We start from the raw sequence: 14,778 nt of genomic DNA, 5'->3' as shown, positions 1-14,778 counted from the left end.
CCGCGTTCTGTCTCTAGTTGTGGGGTTGCCTTGGCCTTCCTTCCTTTTTAAATCCGAAATCGCATTTAATATCAATAACTTGCAAGCCATGAAATCGGCCGGTCAGGCCAACTGACAGGACGCCTACCATGGGGAAAATCGTCAACAAGCGCGACCTCGCGCAGATCATAGGTGTTTCCGAGCGCACGCTGACCGAATGGCAGCGCGAAGGCATGCCGATGGTGCTGGCGTCCGGTCGCGGCTCGTCGAACCAGTACGACACCGCCGCGGTGATTGCCTGGCGCATCGCCCGCGAGGTCAACGGCGCCGAGAAGGAAAGCCAGAAAGACCGGCTAGACCGCCTGCGCGGTGACCAGATCGAACGGCAGATGGCTGTCGATGCCCGCGAGCTGATCCCATCCGCTGAGATAGCCCCCGCGCTAGGCCAGTTCATCTCCGACGCCGTCGCCCTGATCACAGGCATCCCGGACAAATACGCCCCGATCATTGAGGCCGCCGGCTCGCTCGACGCGCAGCATGCGGTGCTCGAGGACGCCGTCGACGAGATACGCCAGCTGCTGGGGAGCTATGAATTCCGCGACCGCCCTGATAATGGCCCTGCTACGGAAGCTGATGCTTCCGCCGCCCAAGATCAACCCCGCTGAGTGGGCCAAGAAATACCGGCGCATGAGCGCCAAGGAATCGGCCGTCATCGGCCGGTTTTCGTTTTACCTGAACCCGTACTTCGAATGGTTCCTGTCCGAGCTGATGCGGCGAGACGTGATACGCGGCGTCTGCATCAAGTCCGCCCAGGTGGGCTGGACCCAAGCCGTCATCCTGAATTTCCTCGGATGGCTGATCCACATCCGCAAGGGCACGGCTATCGTCATGTTCCCCAAGGAAGGGGCGGCGACGGCATTCAACTTGGAGAAGTTCGAGCCCATGGTCGAGGGCACGGCCGAGCTGGCCGAGATCATCCCGACCAAGAGCCGCTCCAAGAACGTCACCCAGCTCTTCAAGAACTTCATTGGTGGCTTCGTAAAGTTCGTCGGATCCAACTCGATCGCTGACGTCAAATCCACCTCGGCCCGCTACGGCGTTGTCGAAGAGCCTGACGACTGCAACACCAACCTCAAGTCGCAGGGCGACTCCATCAAGCTGGTGGAAGAACGCCTCAAGACTTACCGCGACGCCAAGATGCTGATCGGCGGCACACCGTCGATCAAGGGCGCCTCGTCGATCGAGGATGAGTTCGAGCAGAGCAACAAGTGCTATTGGCACGTGCCCTGCCCGGATTGTGGCGAGTTCCAGCCGCTGCGCTGGGAGCAAGTCACCTGGAGCAAGGATGACACCCGGCACGACGCGATCTACGGCCACCATCTGCCGGAAACAGCCCGCTACTGCTGCGAGCACTGCGGCAGCCTCTGGAACGACATTCAGAAAAACGCTGCCATTCGCGCCGGCAAGCCGGTGGCGACAGCGCCGTTCCGTGGCATCGTCGGCCTCGCGCTGAACGAGCTATACAGCCAGATGCACGCCAGCCGCCTGTCGGCGCTGGTCGAAAAGTTCATCAAGGCCAACAACAAGCTCAAGACGGGCGATGTCAGCGAGATGATCGTGTTCTACAACGCGACGCTCGGCGAAGGCTGGGAGTTCAAGGACGGCCAGACCAAACCGGACGAGCTGAAAGAGCGCGGCCTGGACTACGCGCCGATGACCATCCAGCGCGGCGGCCTGATCGTGACCGCCGGCGTTGACGTGCAGACCGCCCAAGGCGGCCGCCTCGCCGTCACGCTGCGCGCCTGGGGACGGGGCGAGGAAAGCTGGCAGGTACAGTTCACCGAGATCGCCGGCAACCCGCTCGACATCGAGCCACGCGACGACAACGGAAACCGCATCGACGGCGTGTGGGACAAGCTCGACAAGCTGCTGTTCACCCCGATCCGCCACGCCGACGGCTTCTACGTGAAGCTCTCGGCCGTGTCGATCGACTCCGGCGACGGCAACACGTCCGACGCCGTATATAGCTGGGTGCGCAGCCGGCGCCGCCAGCATCCTGATGTGACGATCATGGCCGTCAAGGGCCACCGCACGCCGGGCGTGGAAATCTTCAGCAAGCCAAAGCCCTCGCTCGACACCGACTACCGCAACAGCAAGGCCAGCAAGTACGGCCTTCGGGTGTTCATGGTCGGCGTCAGCAAGGCCAAGGATCTGCTGATCGGCGCCCAGGGTCGCCTATCGCTGGAGGGCTACGGCCCCGGCCGCTTCCACTTCTCGCGCCATGTCCGCGAGGACTACTGCGAGCAGTTGCTATCCGAGCGCAAGGTGCCCAAGCGCAAGGATGGCAGCTACAGCGACGAGCTGGTCTGGCAGAAGGTGCCCGGCAAGCGAAACGAGGCGCTCGACACCGAGAACTATGCGTTGCACGCCGCCCGCGCCGTCAAGGTGCACTTGATGTCCGATGCGGACTGGACCCGCCTAGATCAGCAGCTGCGCCAGCAGCCGCTCTTCGAGGAGCCGGCGCCGTCTCCGGAGCCAGCCACCCCTGAGCCCGTAGCCGAGGCAGATGACGACGACTTCGAGCCGCTCGAAGCCGTATCGATGATGGATGACTAGGAGGCGGTATTTTGTACATGATCGAGAAGCTCGTTTTGCTCGTTATTGCTGTGTTGATGTTGATAGCGGGCGTGGCGGTATGGCAGGACGCTCAGAGCCCGCACTTCCAGCTTAAGAAATCGGACTGGGTATGCACCCGTGAAAAGTTGGAAACAATCCTGATGCCAGTTAGCACAGGCAACAGCACCACCTTGATACCGGAAACGTCATCTGTGTGCGTGGAATATCGCCGGACAGGAGGCCCGTAAATGACCGACCTCACCACCCTCCGCCAGCGCCTGGCCGAAGCCGAGGAAGCCCTGCACCAGCTGCAGATCGGCTCCAAGCGCGAACGCATCAGCCGCGGTGGAACCGACATCACCTACACCCGGGCCAACATTGGCGATCTGCGTCGCTACATCGCCGACCTGAAGGCCGAGGTCGCCCGGGCCGAAGGGGCACGGCCGACCCGCACCGCCTTGAATCCGTACTTCTGAGGACGCCATGGCCAGCCGCAAACAACAACTCAGGGCGGCTCGCCGACAGCATCGCCCGGGCCTCGAACTCAGCGCGGTGTCCCACCAGGGCGCCTCGCTCACCAGCCCGCAGCTCGCCAGCTGGTTACCGGTAGCGGCGAGCGCCGACGCCGACCTGCTGCCGGAGCTCGGCACGCTGGTGGCGCGCAGCCGCGACTTGACCCGCAACAACGGCATTGCGACCAGCGGCATACAAACACTGGTCGACAACGTCGTGGGCGTCGGGCTGCGGCTCTCGGCCACGCCGGATTACCGCGCGCTGGGCAGGACGGCCGAGTGGGCGATGCAGTGGCAGCGCAACACCGAGCGGCTGTGGCGTGAATTTGCCTCGAGCACCGACTGCGACGTCGCTCGCACGCTGAACTTTGCCGGCATGACGGAGCTGATGTTCCGAAGCCAGATCAGCGATGGTGACTCGCTGGCCTTGCCCTTGTGGCTTGGCCGCCCGGGCGCCCGATTCAAAACCTGCTTTCAGGTGGTCGAATCCGACCGGCTGAGCAACCCAAACAACCAGGCCGACAGCAGGACCCTCCGTGGCGGCATCGAGTTCAACGGCTACGGCGAACCACTTGCCTACAACATTCGCAAGACCCATCCAGGCGACTACCTGATGGGCGTGGCTTCGGTGGCTGGCGAATGGGAGCGCGTCCCGGCCCGCACCGTATGGGGCCGCTTGCGGGTGGTGCACCTGCACGACAAGGAACGCACCGGCCAGAGCCGCGGCAAACCGATCATGTCGGCTGTGATCCAGCAATTCAAGATGCTGGACAAGTATGCCGGTGCTGAGCTTGACGCGGCGGTGATCAACGCCATGATGGCCGCGTTCATCGAAACCGAGATGGACAGTGAGGCGCTGCTCGAGCTGCTCGGCGGGACCCCGGAGAAAGCCGACGCCGAGGTCAAGAGGCGAAACCGTGGCCGACCCAAGCTCAAGTCCGGCTCCATCATCCCGCTCTACCCCGGCGAGAAGATGGCGCCGTTCATGCCTGCCCGCCCGGCGGCTCAGTTCGAGGCATTCACCGTCGCAGTGATGCGCCACATCGCCGCTGCGCTGGGCCTGCCGTACGAGCTGCTGCTGAAGGATTTCAGCAAGACCAACTACAGCAGCGCGCGCGCCGCCTTGCTGGAAGCCTGGCGCATGTTCCGCAGCCGGCGCGAGAAACTGGCCACCTACTGGGCGCAGCCCTGCTATGAGCTGTGGCTGGAAGAAGCCGTCAACAAGGGGCTGATCGAGGCGCCGGACTTCTACCAGAACCGCGCCGCCTACTGCCGGGCCAAATGGATCGGCCCCGGCCGTGGCTGGGTTGACCCGGTCAAGGAAGCCCAAGCCGCACAAATCCGGATGAACGCCGGCATCAGCACACTAGAAGCAGAATGTGCCGAACAGGGGCTGGACTGGGAAGAGGTGCTCGAGCAGCGAGCGCGAGAACAACAGCGCATGCGCGAACTGGGGATCGACCCCGCCACGCTGGCCAAGGTCGCGCCAATCACCTTCGTCGAAAACCAGAACGTGAAAGGCGCCAACGATGACGGACAAGACGCAAGCGGCGCTGCTTAAGTTCGGCGACGTGGTCGAGGTCGTCGACGCCGGCCACGTCTGCGTGCGCTTCCCCGATCTCGACGGCATGGTCAGCAAGCCGCTCAAGGTCGTGGTGGCACGAGCGCACCGCGACAAGGCGCACCACGCGCCGGACGTCGGCGCGATGGTCGCCTGCGTGGTCGATGAAAACGCGGAGGACGGCGTGGTGCTGGGTGAGGTCTACAGCGATGCCGACACACCGGCCACCGGCAACGCTGCGCTGTGGTACTGGAAGATGGCTGACGGCAGCGAGTTCGAGTTCGATCGCGATACCGGCAAGCTCCGCATCAAGACCACCAGCGACATCACCGTCGAGACGGCGGCTTCGGCCAACGTCAAGGCCGCCACCGAGATCACCCTCGATGCTCCTCTGGTCAAGGTGACGCAGAACCTCGAGATCGGCGGCGGCATCAGCCAGGGTGGCGGCATGGGCGGCGAAGCGGTGTTCCAAGGGCTGGTGAAAACCCTGCAGGACTTCATTGCCCAGGGCAAGAGCTTCCTCGGCCACAAGCACCGTGAAAACGGCGCCGGCAGCGAGACCGACGCGCCAAGTTAAAAAACTGGCCGAATCGTACTTGTCAGCTCTTGAAACGGGAATCGATTTTGATATTTTCTTGTCGTTATGACCTGTGAAAGTCGATATGGAACTGAACGACGTACTGCAACAAGTCCAGCCAGGCCGGCTGTTCGGCCGCCTCTCCTGGCCAACCAGCAAGGTGCTCTGCTTCGATGTGGGTGTCCGGGTGGATGACACCGTTCAGCTTCACGGCGAGGTGGTCCACCCCCTGCAAGACGGGCGCCCGCCTTACCGGCCGACCCCGGAAGACCGGGCCGCAACGGACTGGTCCACCTTCGAATAAACCGCCTCTCGGCGGTTTTTTTACGCCTGCAACCAGCCGCCTCCGGGCGGCTTTTTCTATGGGAGAACGCCATGCGCCTCTGGAGAAAACTGAACGCCGCCTTCGACTGGCTGCTGCTGGCTCTCGGCTTTGCCAACCCGAAGCTGTTCCTGACCGCCAGCGCGCCGCGCCGTCGCCGCAAGGTCTACGACGTCCCGCTCGGCGGCGGGGCGCGTGAGGTCGCCCGCCGCCGCCGGCAAATCGAACGAGGCATCCTGAAATGCAGCCCGACGCCCTGAGATACCCCCGGCTATTCGGCCAGCTCTACAACACACCGCTGATGCTGCTGCCGGACAAGGCCGATGAGCTGCACCTGGCCATGAGCCTGGCTCTGTCCAGCGGGTTGCCGATGCGGCCCTCGGCGGATGTGGAAGACAGCATGCCGGCTGGTCGACCGCTCGCCGCGGCCGAAAGCCAGCGCAAGCCGTACCAGGTGGCCGGAAACGGCGTGGCGGTGATCCCGGTTATGGGGCCGCTGATACAGCGCGGCAGCTGGATGGACTCGCTGTGCGGCATGACCAGCTACGACCGCGTGGCCATGCTGGTGGACGCCGCCATGCGCGACCCGGACATCAGCGCGGTGCTGCTCGAGGTCGACAGCCCCGGCGGAAGCGTGGCCGGTCTGTTCACGCTGACAGCACGGCTGCAGGCGATGGGCGAGCAGAAGCCGATCTGGACCTACGCCAACGAGGGCTCTTTCTCGGCGGCCTACGCCACAGCGACCGCCACCCAGAAAATCTACCTGCCCAGCACCGCCATGGTCGGCAGCATCGGCGTGATTGCCATGCACGTCGACCAGAGCAAGCGTGATGCGGCGCAGGGCTACGCCTACACCCCGATCTTCGCCGGCGCCAAGAAAGCCGCCGGCAACAGCCATGCCCCTCTGGACGATGCCACCCGCGCAGACATGCAAAAGGAAATCGACCGGATTTACGGCATGTTCGTTGACCACGTGGCGACCGGGCGCTCGCTCGATCGACAGGCGGTCATCGACACCCAGGCAGGCCTGCTCAACGCGGATGACGCGGTGGCGGGCCGCTTTGCAGACGGCATCGCCTCGATGGAAGAGGTGGTGCAGATGCTCTCCGACGCGGCCCGACCGCAAACCCGTGTGTTCATGAAAGGAAATACCGTGCCCCAATCCGCACAAAACGAGGGTGTGATCACCCAGGCCCAGCTCGACGCCGCCGTGGTGAAAGCCGGTGCCGATGCCCGAACCGCCGAGCGTACCCGCATCGGCGCCATTCTCGACCTGCCGCAAGCCACCGGCCGCGAAGCGCTGGCCCGCAAGCTGGCGCTGACCACCGACATGGACTCGGCTACCGCCGGCGCCCTGCTTGACGTCGCCCCGGCCGCCGCTGCCGCCGCGGCGAAACCGGTCGCCACGGTCTCCCCGTTCGAAAAGGCCATGGACGCGCTGGGCAATCCGAACGTCGGAGCCGGCGAGACCGAGGACACCCTCAGCGATGCCGCCAAGGCCGACAAGCTCGCCGCCGGCATCATCTCCCTGATCCAGTAAGGAGCCGTAACGCATGTACGCACAAATCAAGACCGAGGGCACCTACACGCCCGATGCGCTGTTCGCCGGTGAAACCGACGACGTCGTCGCCAAGAAAATCGTTGTGCTGGGCGGTGGTGGCGTGCTGGCGCGCGGCGCTGTGCTGGGCAAGATCACCGCCAGCGGCAAGCTCGTTCTGTCCGTCAGCGCGGCCAACGATGGCTCCGAAGTCCCGTACGCCATCCTGGCTGACGACGATGTCGACGCCAGCGGTGCCGACGTCGAGGCGATGGCCTACTTCAACGGCCCGTTCAACGCCGCCGCTCTGACCTTCGGCGACGGCCACACCGCCGCCAGCACCTTCGACGCCCTGCGCGACAAAGGCATCTTCCTCGTTTAACCCGGAGAACCTGACACATGGATATTTTTGCCACTGCCGTACTGGCGCGCGTCGTCGCCGCACTGAACCGCCCCAAGCTCTTCCTGCTGAGCAGTTTCTTCCGGCAGGAACAGAACGAAACCAGCGAAGAGATCCACTTCGAAGTGGAGCACGGCCGCCGTCGCATCGCGCCGTTCGTCTCCCCTCTCAAGGCGGGGCAGGTTGTGGCCGACAACGGTCGCTCCGTTGAATCGCTCAAGCCGGCCTACATCAAGGACAAGCGCCAGTTCAAGCCGAATGCACCACTGCGCCGTGCCATCGGCGAGCAGATTGGCGGTGTGCTGAGCCCCGAGCAGCGCCTGCAGATCAACTTGGCAACCTCTCTGGCCGACCAGGTGCAAGGTGTGGACCGCCGCCTGGAGCTGATGGCCGCCAAGGCGCTGATCGACGGCAAGTACACCATCAGCGGTGAGGGCTACCCGGCTCGCCTGATCGACTTCCAGCGCGATGCCGAGCTACGCGTGGTCAAGGGCGCCGGTGCCAAGTGGTCCGACGCCGGCGTCAACCCGCTCGACGACCTGCAAGACTGGGCGTTGAAGGTGGCGCAGAAGTCCGGCGTCTACCCGACCGAAGTGGTGATGGACGCCAACGCCTGGAAAGCGTTCCGTAGCAACTCTGCCGTTGAGAAACGCTGGAACAGTCTGAACGGCAGCATCGCCACGCTGACCCCGGCCGCCGCCGGCGACGGTGGCAAGTTCATGGGTAGCATCGACGGTTTCGACATTTACACCTACTCCGACTGGTACGTCGATCCGGCTGATGACACTGAAAAGCCGTTCCTGCCGAGCGGCACCGTGCTGATGACGTCGGCTTCCGGCCTCGAGGGTTACCGCGCTTTCGGTGCTATTCAGGACGAAGAAGCTGGCTATCAGGCGCTGCCGTACTACGCCAAGAGCTGGCTGGAGAAAGACCCGGCTGTGCGCTGGCTGCTGATGCAGTCCGCGCCGCTGGTGATCCCGTACCGCATCAACGCTTCGCTGTCCGCCACCGTGCTGTAAGGAGAACCGACCATGTGGATCAAACTCCTGTGCAGCTATCAAACCGCTGATGGCGCCCATTCCGCTGGCGACACGCTCGAGGTCGGCGACGCCGAAGGCAAGCGCCTCGTCGATGAACTCGGCGTGGCTGAGAAAGCTGGCAAGCCGGCCCGCGCCGCCAAGTCCGCGCCCAAGGCTGAGAGCGCCACCACTCCGCCGACTGGCAATTCCAGCGGCGAAGGTGGTGGTGAAGGCGGTGGCGAAGAGGGAGCCGGCGGTGATGTCGGCGCCGACACCGGCAACTCCGGTACCGGCGAATGACCTGGGCGGCGGAACAATCCGCCGCCTTCGATGATCTGGCCGACGCCTTCGGCGCCACGGCCACCTGGTTTCCCTCGCTGGGCGGCGATCCCGTCGTTCAGCAGCCCGTTCTCTTCGAGTCTCCCACCAAGGGCATCGGCATCGATGCCCCTGGCGGCGAGGGGCTCAACACCCGCTTCGACTTCACCGACTTTGTGCTGAGCGCACAAGCCAGCCACTTTCCCGGCCTCAAGGCCGCGGTGGAGGCTGGCCACGTCGAGGAAATGACGATCGAGGAGAACGGCCAGGAGGTCGGCCGCTACAACGTGCGCGGCGTGCGTTACGTTGGCGACGGCCATCTCATCGAAGCCCGGCTCTCGGAGGTGACACTCAATGCTCAGCCAGACAGAGGACAGCCTGATCCAGCGATTGCAAGCCTATTTGCCGGCTGACATCGAGGTGATGGGGCTGCCCGATACCCCGCAGGAATTGGTGCGCCATTTCGACGTCGGCCAGGTGTTCGTCTACTTCGCCGGGCTGACCGGCAAGCCGGCCCCGAGCACCAGTGGCAGCGGGGAATCCCGCCTTCAGGTATGGCAACTGCTGGTGCGGCACCGCTCGAAGCGGAAGAACGGCGGGCTCTACGCGCTGATCGACTCCTGCCGCCTGCTGCTGTCCGGATTCATGCCGGCCGGCTGTGCCGGACGTATGCAGCTGCAGGAAGAAAGCGCGCCGGAAGTACTCGACAACGTCTGGGTCGCCTTCGTCACCTTCACCGTACCGGCTCCGAATGTGCCGCTGGCCGACCCTGACGCCGGCCCGCGTCTGGTGCGCGCAACCTGGGAAAACCTGCCTCACGACCACGTCACCGTGGTGGAGAACACCCAATGAAATACCGCTACAACGGCCCGCTCTCGGGCCTGAACCTGGCCGGCGATGCCGGCGAGGTGGTGCTGATCAACGGTCAGGAATACGACCTGCACGCCGACAACCGTGATGTACAGCGCTTGGTCGGGCTCAATCACCTGACCCCGCTGGAAACCCCGGAACAACCCATCCAAAAAGGAGAAAGCGATGCCGGCTAACTTCCTGCACGGTGTAGAGACCACGCGAATCGCCCGGGCCGTCCGGGCGATTTTCGTTGTGAAGTCCGCCGTGATCGCGCTGCTCGGCTGTGCGCCGACCGGACCGGTCAATGCCTCGACCCTGTGCCTGACCGAAACGGACGGTGCCGCATTCGGCCCGACGCTGGACGGCTTCAACATCCCCGACACGCTCGATGCCATCTACGACCAGGGCGCCGGCACAGTGATCGTGATCAACGTGCTCGACCCGGCCGTGCATAAAACCGCCGTGGCCAACGAGGCGGCCGTGTTCGACGCGGCCACCGGGCGGCTGAAAACGGCGCATCCCGCCATCGCGGCGCTGGTGGTGAAGTCGTCCGACGGAAACACGACGTACACCGAGGGCACCGACTACACCGTTACGCCCCTGACCGGTGAGATCGTGCGCGTCGCGGGCGGCCAAATTGCGGCGGGCGCAACCTCGGTCAAGCTGTCGTACGACTACGCCGACCCGAGCAAGGTCACGCCAGCCGACCTGATCGGCGCGATCGACGGCGTCACCGGCAAGAAAACCGGCATGAAGCTGTTGCCGGACACCTATCAGCGCTTCGGCTTCTTCCCTAAAATCTTGATCGCGCCGGGTTATGCCAGCCTGGCGTCGGTATCTTCCGAGCTGATTGCCTGGGGCGACAAGCTCTCTGCCAAGGCGTTGATCGACGCCCCGATCGGAACCACGCGCGACCAGGCGGTGGCCATGCGCGGCCCGACCGTCGAGAACTCGCCATTCAACACCTCGAGCCGCAGCGCCATCCTGTGCTACCCGCACGTCAAGGTGTACGACTCGGCCAACGACAGCACCAAGTTGCAGCCGCTGTCCGCCCGCCTTGCCGGAGTGATGGCCGCCAAGGATCTGGACAAAGGCTACTGGTGGTCGCCGTCCAACACCGAGATCAAGGGCATCGTCGGCCTGGAGCTGGACCTGTCCGCGCGCATCGATGACCCGCAGAGCGACGTCAACCTGCTGAACGAGGTCGGCATCGTCACGGTGTTCAACAGCTTCGGCAGCGGCTTCCGCGTCTGGGGCAACCGGCAGGCCAACTTCCCGAGCGAGACCGGGTTGACCACGTTCATTCCGGTCACCCGCACGCAGGATGTCATCGACGAGTCGATCCGCTACTTCTCGCTGCAGTACATCGATCAGCCGATCAGCCAGGCGCTGATCGACGCCATCGTCGAGTCGATCAACCAGTTCCTGCGCAAGCTCAAGGGCGATGGCGCACTGCTGGATGGCATCTGCTGGTACGACCCGGCGCGCCAGACCGAAGCCGAGCTGGCCAACGGCCACGCCATCTTCAGCTACAAGTTCACCCCGCCGCCGCCGTTCGAGCGCGGGACGTACGAAAGCGAGCTGACCAGCGAGTACCTGGTCAACCTGAAAGGAGCCTAAGCCATGATGCTTGAAACCATCAGCGAGGCGGTGGTCTACGTCAACGGCAATCAGTATTTCGGTGCCACCAACGAGGTCAAGCTGCCGGAAATCCAGTTCAAGACTACTGAGCGCAAGCCTACCGGTGGCATCGGCTCTATCGAGCTGCCCGCTGGCGTCGACAAGATGGAGGCCGAAATCACCTGGTCGAGCTACGACAAGCAGCTCGCCGCCAGCGCATTCAACCCGCGCAAGTCCACCCAGATCATGGTGCGTTCGGTCAAGCGCGTGTTCGACGGTACCGGCGGTCTCAACCAGGAGGTGTCCGTCGTCACCCATCTGACCGTGCTGCCTAAGTCGCTCGGTCTCGGCACGCACAAGCAGGGTGAGCCGATCGAAGCGCCGTCCAAGTTCGCCGTGCACGCGATCAAGCAGACGATGGGCGGCCAGCTGATCGTCGAGATCGACGTCATCAACCAGGTTTTCAAGATGGGCGACGAGGACTTCCTCTCGACCCTCCGCAGCATTCTGGGGATTTAAACCATGAGCCAAACCGCAGAACTTAACGAATTCAAGCTGTCCGCTGATCGCGTTGCCCGTCAGATTCCGGTGAAGGGCAAGCACATCCGTCTCGCCCGTAAGATGCAGATCGAGGCGGGACACGACTATGTGTTCGCGCTGATCGCGCAGGTCACCACCATTGACGGTGTCGGCATTGTGCCGGAGGACCTGGACGAGATGCCGGGCAAGGACATCGCCCGCCTGCAGTCGGCCATCGAGGGAAACTAGGTGGGGCGGAGTCGCCAGAGCTCCGCACCATCTGCCACCTGATCGCGACTACCGGGTGGACCGCCGACTATGTCGACGATCTGCCCGCCGCCGACCTGGCCTTCTGGTGTGGCCAGTTCATCGAGTATCACAACTACATGCACCGCGCCCCCGAATGATCGGGGGCGTTTTCTTTTATGGGAGCTGCCATGGACCTGATCCAGTTCGGCATCGTACTCAAAGCGTTCGACCAGATGTCGGGCGTGTTCGGCACCGCCGCGGGCAAGTCGATGGGAGCCATCAGCAGCCTCGATGCGCGAGTCGGCGCCTTGTCCGGCCGGCTCGATCGGCTCGGCACCAAGGCGATGGGCGATGGCGCGCTGCTGACCGGCATGATGCAAAAGCCGATCGCCGCCTTTGCCCAAGCCGAAGATGCCGCCACCGGCCTGAAAGTCTCCATGCTCGGCGCCGGCGGCGCATTGGATGCACGCTACGGCAAGATCAGCAAGCTCGCGACGGATCTTGGCGACAAGCTGCCCGGCACCACCGCTGACTTCCAAAACATGATGACCGCCCTGGTCAAACAGGGCATCAGCTATGACGCCATTCTGGGAGGCGTAGGCAAGTCGGCAGCCTACCTCGGCGTGCTGTTGAAAAAGCCGCCGGAGCAGGCGGCCGAGTTTGTCGCCAAGTTGCAGGACGCCACAGGTACGGTCGAGGGCGACATGATGGGGCTGATGGATACCATCCAGAGGGCCACTTATCTCGGCGTGAACGACAACAACATGTTGCAGTTCTACACCAAGATGACCCCGGCAATGGACACCATGAAACGCAAGGGCTCCGAGGCGGCCAAGGCGATGGCGCCGTTCGCGGTGATGTTCGACCAGGCTGGCATGCAAGGCGAGGCGGCCGGCAATGCGCTACGCAAGGTGGTGCAGCTTGGCATGGACACCAAGAAAGTGGCCAAGGCCAACGCCGAGCTGGCCAGCAAGGGTATCAAGCTCGATTTTACCGACGGCAAGGGTGAATTCGGCGGCATGGGTAACATGATGTTGCAGTTGGACAAGCTCAAGGGGCTGACGACTACCAACCGGCTAAAGGCGTTCAAGGAAGTTTTTGGTGACGAGGCTGAAACCATGCAGGTGCTCTCCATCCTTATCAACAAGGGAGTGGATGGCTACAAGGACACCGTTGGCCGTATGGAAAATCAGGCCGATCTGCAGCGTCGAGTAAACGAGCAGCTGGGAACCCTCAAGAATCTGTGGGATGCCGCTTCCGGTACGTTTACCAACACCCTGTCGGCTTTCGGAGCCACGATCTCGCCAGAGCTCAAGGCGCTGACCGAGTGGCTCGGCGATGCCTCGGCCAAAATGTCCGAATTCATCGGCGAACATCCGAAGTTGGCCAAAGCGGCAGGCCTGGCCGTAGCCGGTATGGGTGGCGTGCTACTGGTCGGCGGCGCACTCGCCATGACGCTCGGCACCATCACCCGCCTTGCCGGCTATGCCCTCGGCCCGCTCGGCAAGCTCGGTGGCCTCGTCGGCAAGAAGGACGCAGCTGGCAAGGCAGCAGAAGCCGCCGGCGGTCTCGACGTTCAGCGCGTCTGGGTGACCAACTGGCCGGGCAGCGGGCTCGACCTTGGCGGCGGCGGAGGCAAAGCCGGTACGCTTGGCAAGGCCAGCAAGCTCGGCAAGCTGGCTAGCGTCGCCGGCAAGGGGCTTGGCGTGGTTGGCGCCGGTATGGCCGGCTACGAGCTGGGGACGATGGCCAACGAGGGAATCACCCAGGTGCTGACCGCCACCAACGGCGGCAAGGAACGCACGCTCGGTACCTGGCTGTACGACCTGATCAATGGCGACAAAGACGCCAAGCTGCTGGCGCCGACGCCGATCAAGCGCATGGGCGGTGCGCCCGGTGCAGGGGCGAAAGCCCCCGTTCCGCTCAACCCTGTGGCAGCCTCCAAGAGCAACGCCCAGGGGCAGCCCGGCAAGGTCGTCGCCCCGCAAGTCACACTGCACTACAACCCGGCGCTGACCATTCAGGGCGACCCGATACCAGGCACCGATGCCAAGTTCAAGGCGCTGCTCAACGCGCACCGCGACGAGCTGCTACGCATGATCAACCAAGCCGTCGAGAACAAGGCGCGCGCAGCGTACTGATAGGGGGCGCTCATGTTTGCACTGCTCGGCGAGATTCAGTTCGAGCTGATCACCCACTTCGACGGGCTCGAGATCAACCGAGCGACGAAGTACGCCCGCCACGAGGTGCTGGATGGCAAGCCCATTCTGCAGCGCACCGGCGAAGAGCTCGACGAGCTCACGATCGAGCTGGCCTTCCACGAGTATTACTGCGACCCCGAAGCCGAGCTGAAGAAGCTCGACGAAGCGCGGCGTGCCGGCAAGTCGATGCCGCTGATCTGGGGGCACGGCGTGATCGAGGGGCAGTTCGTCATCGAAAAAATTCGGGTGACGGAACAAACCGCCACCCAGTTCGGCAAGGTCACGTCGCTCTCGGCAAGCGTCAGCCTGCTCGAGTATGTCGAGCCGAAGTTGCTGGAGGCGGCGACCCGCGAGAAGCGCAAGGCCGCGCCGGGCCGCAAGCAAAAGGGCAAGGCGGGTTCGAAGAAGACGCCGGGCGCCAAGACTTCGCGCGCGGGTACCGCCACGGTGAAGAACAAGGATGGCGTCGAATTCACCAAGATTACGCGGAATTGAG

The 14,778-nt window shown here is 63.8% G+C and carries 20 protein-coding genes; all 20 read left to right on the top strand.

The annotated features are described in order from the left end of the window. Positions 1–128: 128 nt before the first annotated feature. The 20 genes from NH8B_RS20120 to NH8B_RS02660 all read left to right on the top strand — a co-directional run bounded on the left by NH8B_RS20120 (position 129) and on the right by NH8B_RS02660 (position 14,777). Positions 129–644, top strand: a complete 516-nt coding sequence (locus NH8B_RS20120; RefSeq protein ID WP_014085920.1) for a terminase small subunit — start codon at positions 129–131, stop codon at positions 642–644. Then, positions 613–2,595, top strand: coding sequence for a phage terminase large subunit family protein (locus NH8B_RS02750; RefSeq protein ID WP_014085919.1), 1,983 nt, complete (start codon positions 613–615; stop codon positions 2,593–2,595). Before NH8B_RS20120 ends, NH8B_RS02750 begins: the two co-directional genes overlap by 32 nt. A 17-nt stretch (positions 2,596–2,612) precedes the next feature. Further along, entirely contained in the window at positions 2,613–2,843 is a 231-nt protein-coding gene (locus NH8B_RS02745) for a hypothetical protein (RefSeq protein WP_148282930.1), read from the top strand. Then, entirely contained in the window at positions 2,844–3,071 is a 228-nt protein-coding gene (gene gpW, locus NH8B_RS02740) for a gpW family head-tail joining protein (protein ID WP_014085917.1), read from the top strand. 7 nt (positions 3,072–3,078) lie between these two features. Further along, positions 3,079–4,668, top strand: a complete 1,590-nt coding sequence (locus NH8B_RS02735; protein WP_014085916.1) for a phage portal protein — start codon at positions 3,079–3,081, stop codon at positions 4,666–4,668. Continuing rightward, positions 4,637–5,245: a phage baseplate assembly protein V gene (locus NH8B_RS02730; RefSeq protein WP_014085915.1), complete on the top strand. Its 609-nt coding sequence runs from the start codon at positions 4,637–4,639 to the stop codon at positions 5,243–5,245. Before NH8B_RS02735 ends, NH8B_RS02730 begins: the two co-directional genes overlap by 32 nt. 85 nt (positions 5,246–5,330) lie before the next feature. Then, positions 5,331–5,549 carry a hypothetical protein gene (locus NH8B_RS02725; RefSeq protein ID WP_041702800.1) on the top strand — a complete coding sequence of 73 codons (219 nt, stop codon included), beginning with the start codon at positions 5,331–5,333 and terminating at the stop codon, positions 5,547–5,549. 71 nt (positions 5,550–5,620) lie between these two features. Beyond that, on the top strand, positions 5,621–5,827 hold the full coding sequence (locus tag NH8B_RS02720; RefSeq protein WP_014085913.1) for a hypothetical protein: 207 nt from the start codon (positions 5,621–5,623) through the stop codon (positions 5,825–5,827). After that, positions 5,809–7,107 (top strand): S49 family peptidase, encoded by a 1,299-nt coding sequence (locus tag NH8B_RS02715; protein WP_014085912.1) that lies wholly within the window; start codon positions 5,809–5,811, stop codon positions 7,105–7,107. Before NH8B_RS02720 ends, NH8B_RS02715 begins: the two co-directional genes overlap by 19 nt. Before the next feature lie 13 nt (positions 7,108–7,120). Next, complete coding sequence (locus NH8B_RS02710; RefSeq protein WP_014085911.1) at positions 7,121–7,486, top strand: head decoration protein; 366 nt, start codon at positions 7,121–7,123, stop codon at positions 7,484–7,486. 17 nt (positions 7,487–7,503) lie between these two features. Beyond that, on the top strand, positions 7,504–8,523 hold the full coding sequence (locus NH8B_RS02705) for a major capsid protein (protein WP_014085910.1): 1,020 nt from the start codon (positions 7,504–7,506) through the stop codon (positions 8,521–8,523). Positions 8,524–8,535: 12 nt separating this feature from the next. Then, positions 8,536–8,823: a hypothetical protein gene (locus NH8B_RS02700; protein ID WP_014085909.1), complete on the top strand. Its 288-nt coding sequence runs from the start codon at positions 8,536–8,538 to the stop codon at positions 8,821–8,823. Continuing rightward, positions 8,820–9,254: a hypothetical protein gene (locus tag NH8B_RS02695; protein WP_014085908.1), complete on the top strand. Its 435-nt coding sequence runs from the start codon at positions 8,820–8,822 to the stop codon at positions 9,252–9,254. Before NH8B_RS02700 ends, NH8B_RS02695 begins: the two co-directional genes overlap by 4 nt. Next, on the top strand, positions 9,196–9,693 hold the full coding sequence (locus NH8B_RS02690; protein ID WP_014085907.1) for a Gp37 family protein: 498 nt from the start codon (positions 9,196–9,198) through the stop codon (positions 9,691–9,693). Before NH8B_RS02695 ends, NH8B_RS02690 begins: the two co-directional genes overlap by 59 nt. Beyond that, the gene (locus NH8B_RS02685; RefSeq protein WP_014085906.1) at positions 9,690–9,887 is read left to right on the top strand and encodes a hypothetical protein; all 198 of its coding nucleotides are present in this window, start codon (positions 9,690–9,692) and stop codon (positions 9,885–9,887) included. The genes NH8B_RS02690 and NH8B_RS02685 overlap by 4 nt, the downstream gene beginning before the upstream one ends. Further along, positions 9,877–11,313: a phage tail sheath subtilisin-like domain-containing protein gene (locus NH8B_RS02680; RefSeq protein WP_014085905.1), complete on the top strand. Its 1,437-nt coding sequence runs from the start codon at positions 9,877–9,879 to the stop codon at positions 11,311–11,313. The genes NH8B_RS02685 and NH8B_RS02680 overlap by 11 nt, the downstream gene beginning before the upstream one ends. Positions 11,314–11,316: 3 nt before the next feature. After that, entirely contained in the window at positions 11,317–11,832 is a 516-nt protein-coding gene (locus NH8B_RS02675; protein WP_014085904.1) for a phage major tail tube protein, read from the top strand. 3 nt (positions 11,833–11,835) lie between these two features. Continuing rightward, positions 11,836–12,081, top strand: coding sequence for a phage tail assembly protein (locus NH8B_RS02670; RefSeq protein WP_014085903.1), 246 nt, complete (start codon positions 11,836–11,838; stop codon positions 12,079–12,081). Between the two features lie 188 nt (positions 12,082–12,269). Continuing rightward, the gene (locus tag NH8B_RS02665) at positions 12,270–14,222 is read left to right on the top strand and encodes a phage tail tape measure protein (RefSeq protein WP_014085902.1); all 1,953 of its coding nucleotides are present in this window, start codon (positions 12,270–12,272) and stop codon (positions 14,220–14,222) included. 12 nt (positions 14,223–14,234) lie between these two features. After that, a complete protein-coding gene (locus NH8B_RS02660) occupies positions 14,235–14,777 on the top strand; it encodes a phage tail protein (RefSeq protein ID WP_014085901.1) in 543 nt (180 codons plus the stop codon). Position 14,778 lies beyond the last annotated feature (1 nt).

Source organism: Pseudogulbenkiania sp. NH8B (assembly GCF_000283535.1).
In the GTDB taxonomy this organism is placed as follows: domain Bacteria; phylum Pseudomonadota; class Gammaproteobacteria; order Burkholderiales; family Chromobacteriaceae; genus Pseudogulbenkiania; species Pseudogulbenkiania ferrooxidans.
This window is presented reverse-complemented; position numbering and strand designations above follow the sequence as displayed.

Bases quoted from the DNA above. Each gene is read 5' to 3' on its own strand.
- NH8B_RS02690 (WP_014085907.1), top strand. From the start codon at position 9,196: ATGCTCAGCCAGACAGAGGACAGCCTGATCCAGCGATTGCAAGCCTAT.
- NH8B_RS02710 (WP_014085911.1), top strand. From the start codon at position 7,121: ATGTACGCACAAATCAAGACCGAGGGCACCTACACGCCCGATGCGCTG.
- gpW (WP_014085917.1), top strand. From the start codon at position 2,844: ATGACCGACCTCACCACCCTCCGCCAGCGCCTGGCCGAAGCCGAGGAA.
- NH8B_RS02695 (WP_014085908.1), top strand. From the start codon at position 8,820: ATGACCTGGGCGGCGGAACAATCCGCCGCCTTCGATGATCTGGCCGAC.
- NH8B_RS02730 (WP_014085915.1), top strand. From the start codon at position 4,637: ATGACGGACAAGACGCAAGCGGCGCTGCTTAAGTTCGGCGACGTGGTC.
- NH8B_RS02725 (WP_041702800.1), top strand. From the start codon at position 5,331: ATGGAACTGAACGACGTACTGCAACAAGTCCAGCCAGGCCGGCTGTTC.
- NH8B_RS02665 (WP_014085902.1), top strand. From the start codon at position 12,270: ATGGACCTGATCCAGTTCGGCATCGTACTCAAAGCGTTCGACCAGATG.
- NH8B_RS02660 (WP_014085901.1), top strand. From the start codon at position 14,235: ATGTTTGCACTGCTCGGCGAGATTCAGTTCGAGCTGATCACCCACTTC.
- NH8B_RS02745 (WP_148282930.1), top strand. From the start codon at position 2,613: ATGATCGAGAAGCTCGTTTTGCTCGTTATTGCTGTGTTGATGTTGATA.
- NH8B_RS02700 (WP_014085909.1), top strand. From the start codon at position 8,536: ATGTGGATCAAACTCCTGTGCAGCTATCAAACCGCTGATGGCGCCCAT.
- NH8B_RS20120 (WP_014085920.1), top strand. From the start codon at position 129: ATGGGGAAAATCGTCAACAAGCGCGACCTCGCGCAGATCATAGGTGTT.
- NH8B_RS02750 (WP_014085919.1), top strand. From the start codon at position 613: ATGCTTCCGCCGCCCAAGATCAACCCCGCTGAGTGGGCCAAGAAATAC.
- NH8B_RS02715 (WP_014085912.1), top strand. From the start codon at position 5,809: ATGCAGCCCGACGCCCTGAGATACCCCCGGCTATTCGGCCAGCTCTAC.
- NH8B_RS02675 (WP_014085904.1), top strand. From the start codon at position 11,317: ATGATGCTTGAAACCATCAGCGAGGCGGTGGTCTACGTCAACGGCAAT.
- NH8B_RS02680 (WP_014085905.1), top strand. From the start codon at position 9,877: ATGCCGGCTAACTTCCTGCACGGTGTAGAGACCACGCGAATCGCCCGG.
- NH8B_RS02685 (WP_014085906.1), top strand. From the start codon at position 9,690: ATGAAATACCGCTACAACGGCCCGCTCTCGGGCCTGAACCTGGCCGGC.
- NH8B_RS02720 (WP_014085913.1), top strand. From the start codon at position 5,621: ATGCGCCTCTGGAGAAAACTGAACGCCGCCTTCGACTGGCTGCTGCTG.
- NH8B_RS02705 (WP_014085910.1), top strand. From the start codon at position 7,504: ATGGATATTTTTGCCACTGCCGTACTGGCGCGCGTCGTCGCCGCACTG.
- NH8B_RS02735 (WP_014085916.1), top strand. From the start codon at position 3,079: ATGGCCAGCCGCAAACAACAACTCAGGGCGGCTCGCCGACAGCATCGC.
- NH8B_RS02670 (WP_014085903.1), top strand. From the start codon at position 11,836: ATGAGCCAAACCGCAGAACTTAACGAATTCAAGCTGTCCGCTGATCGC.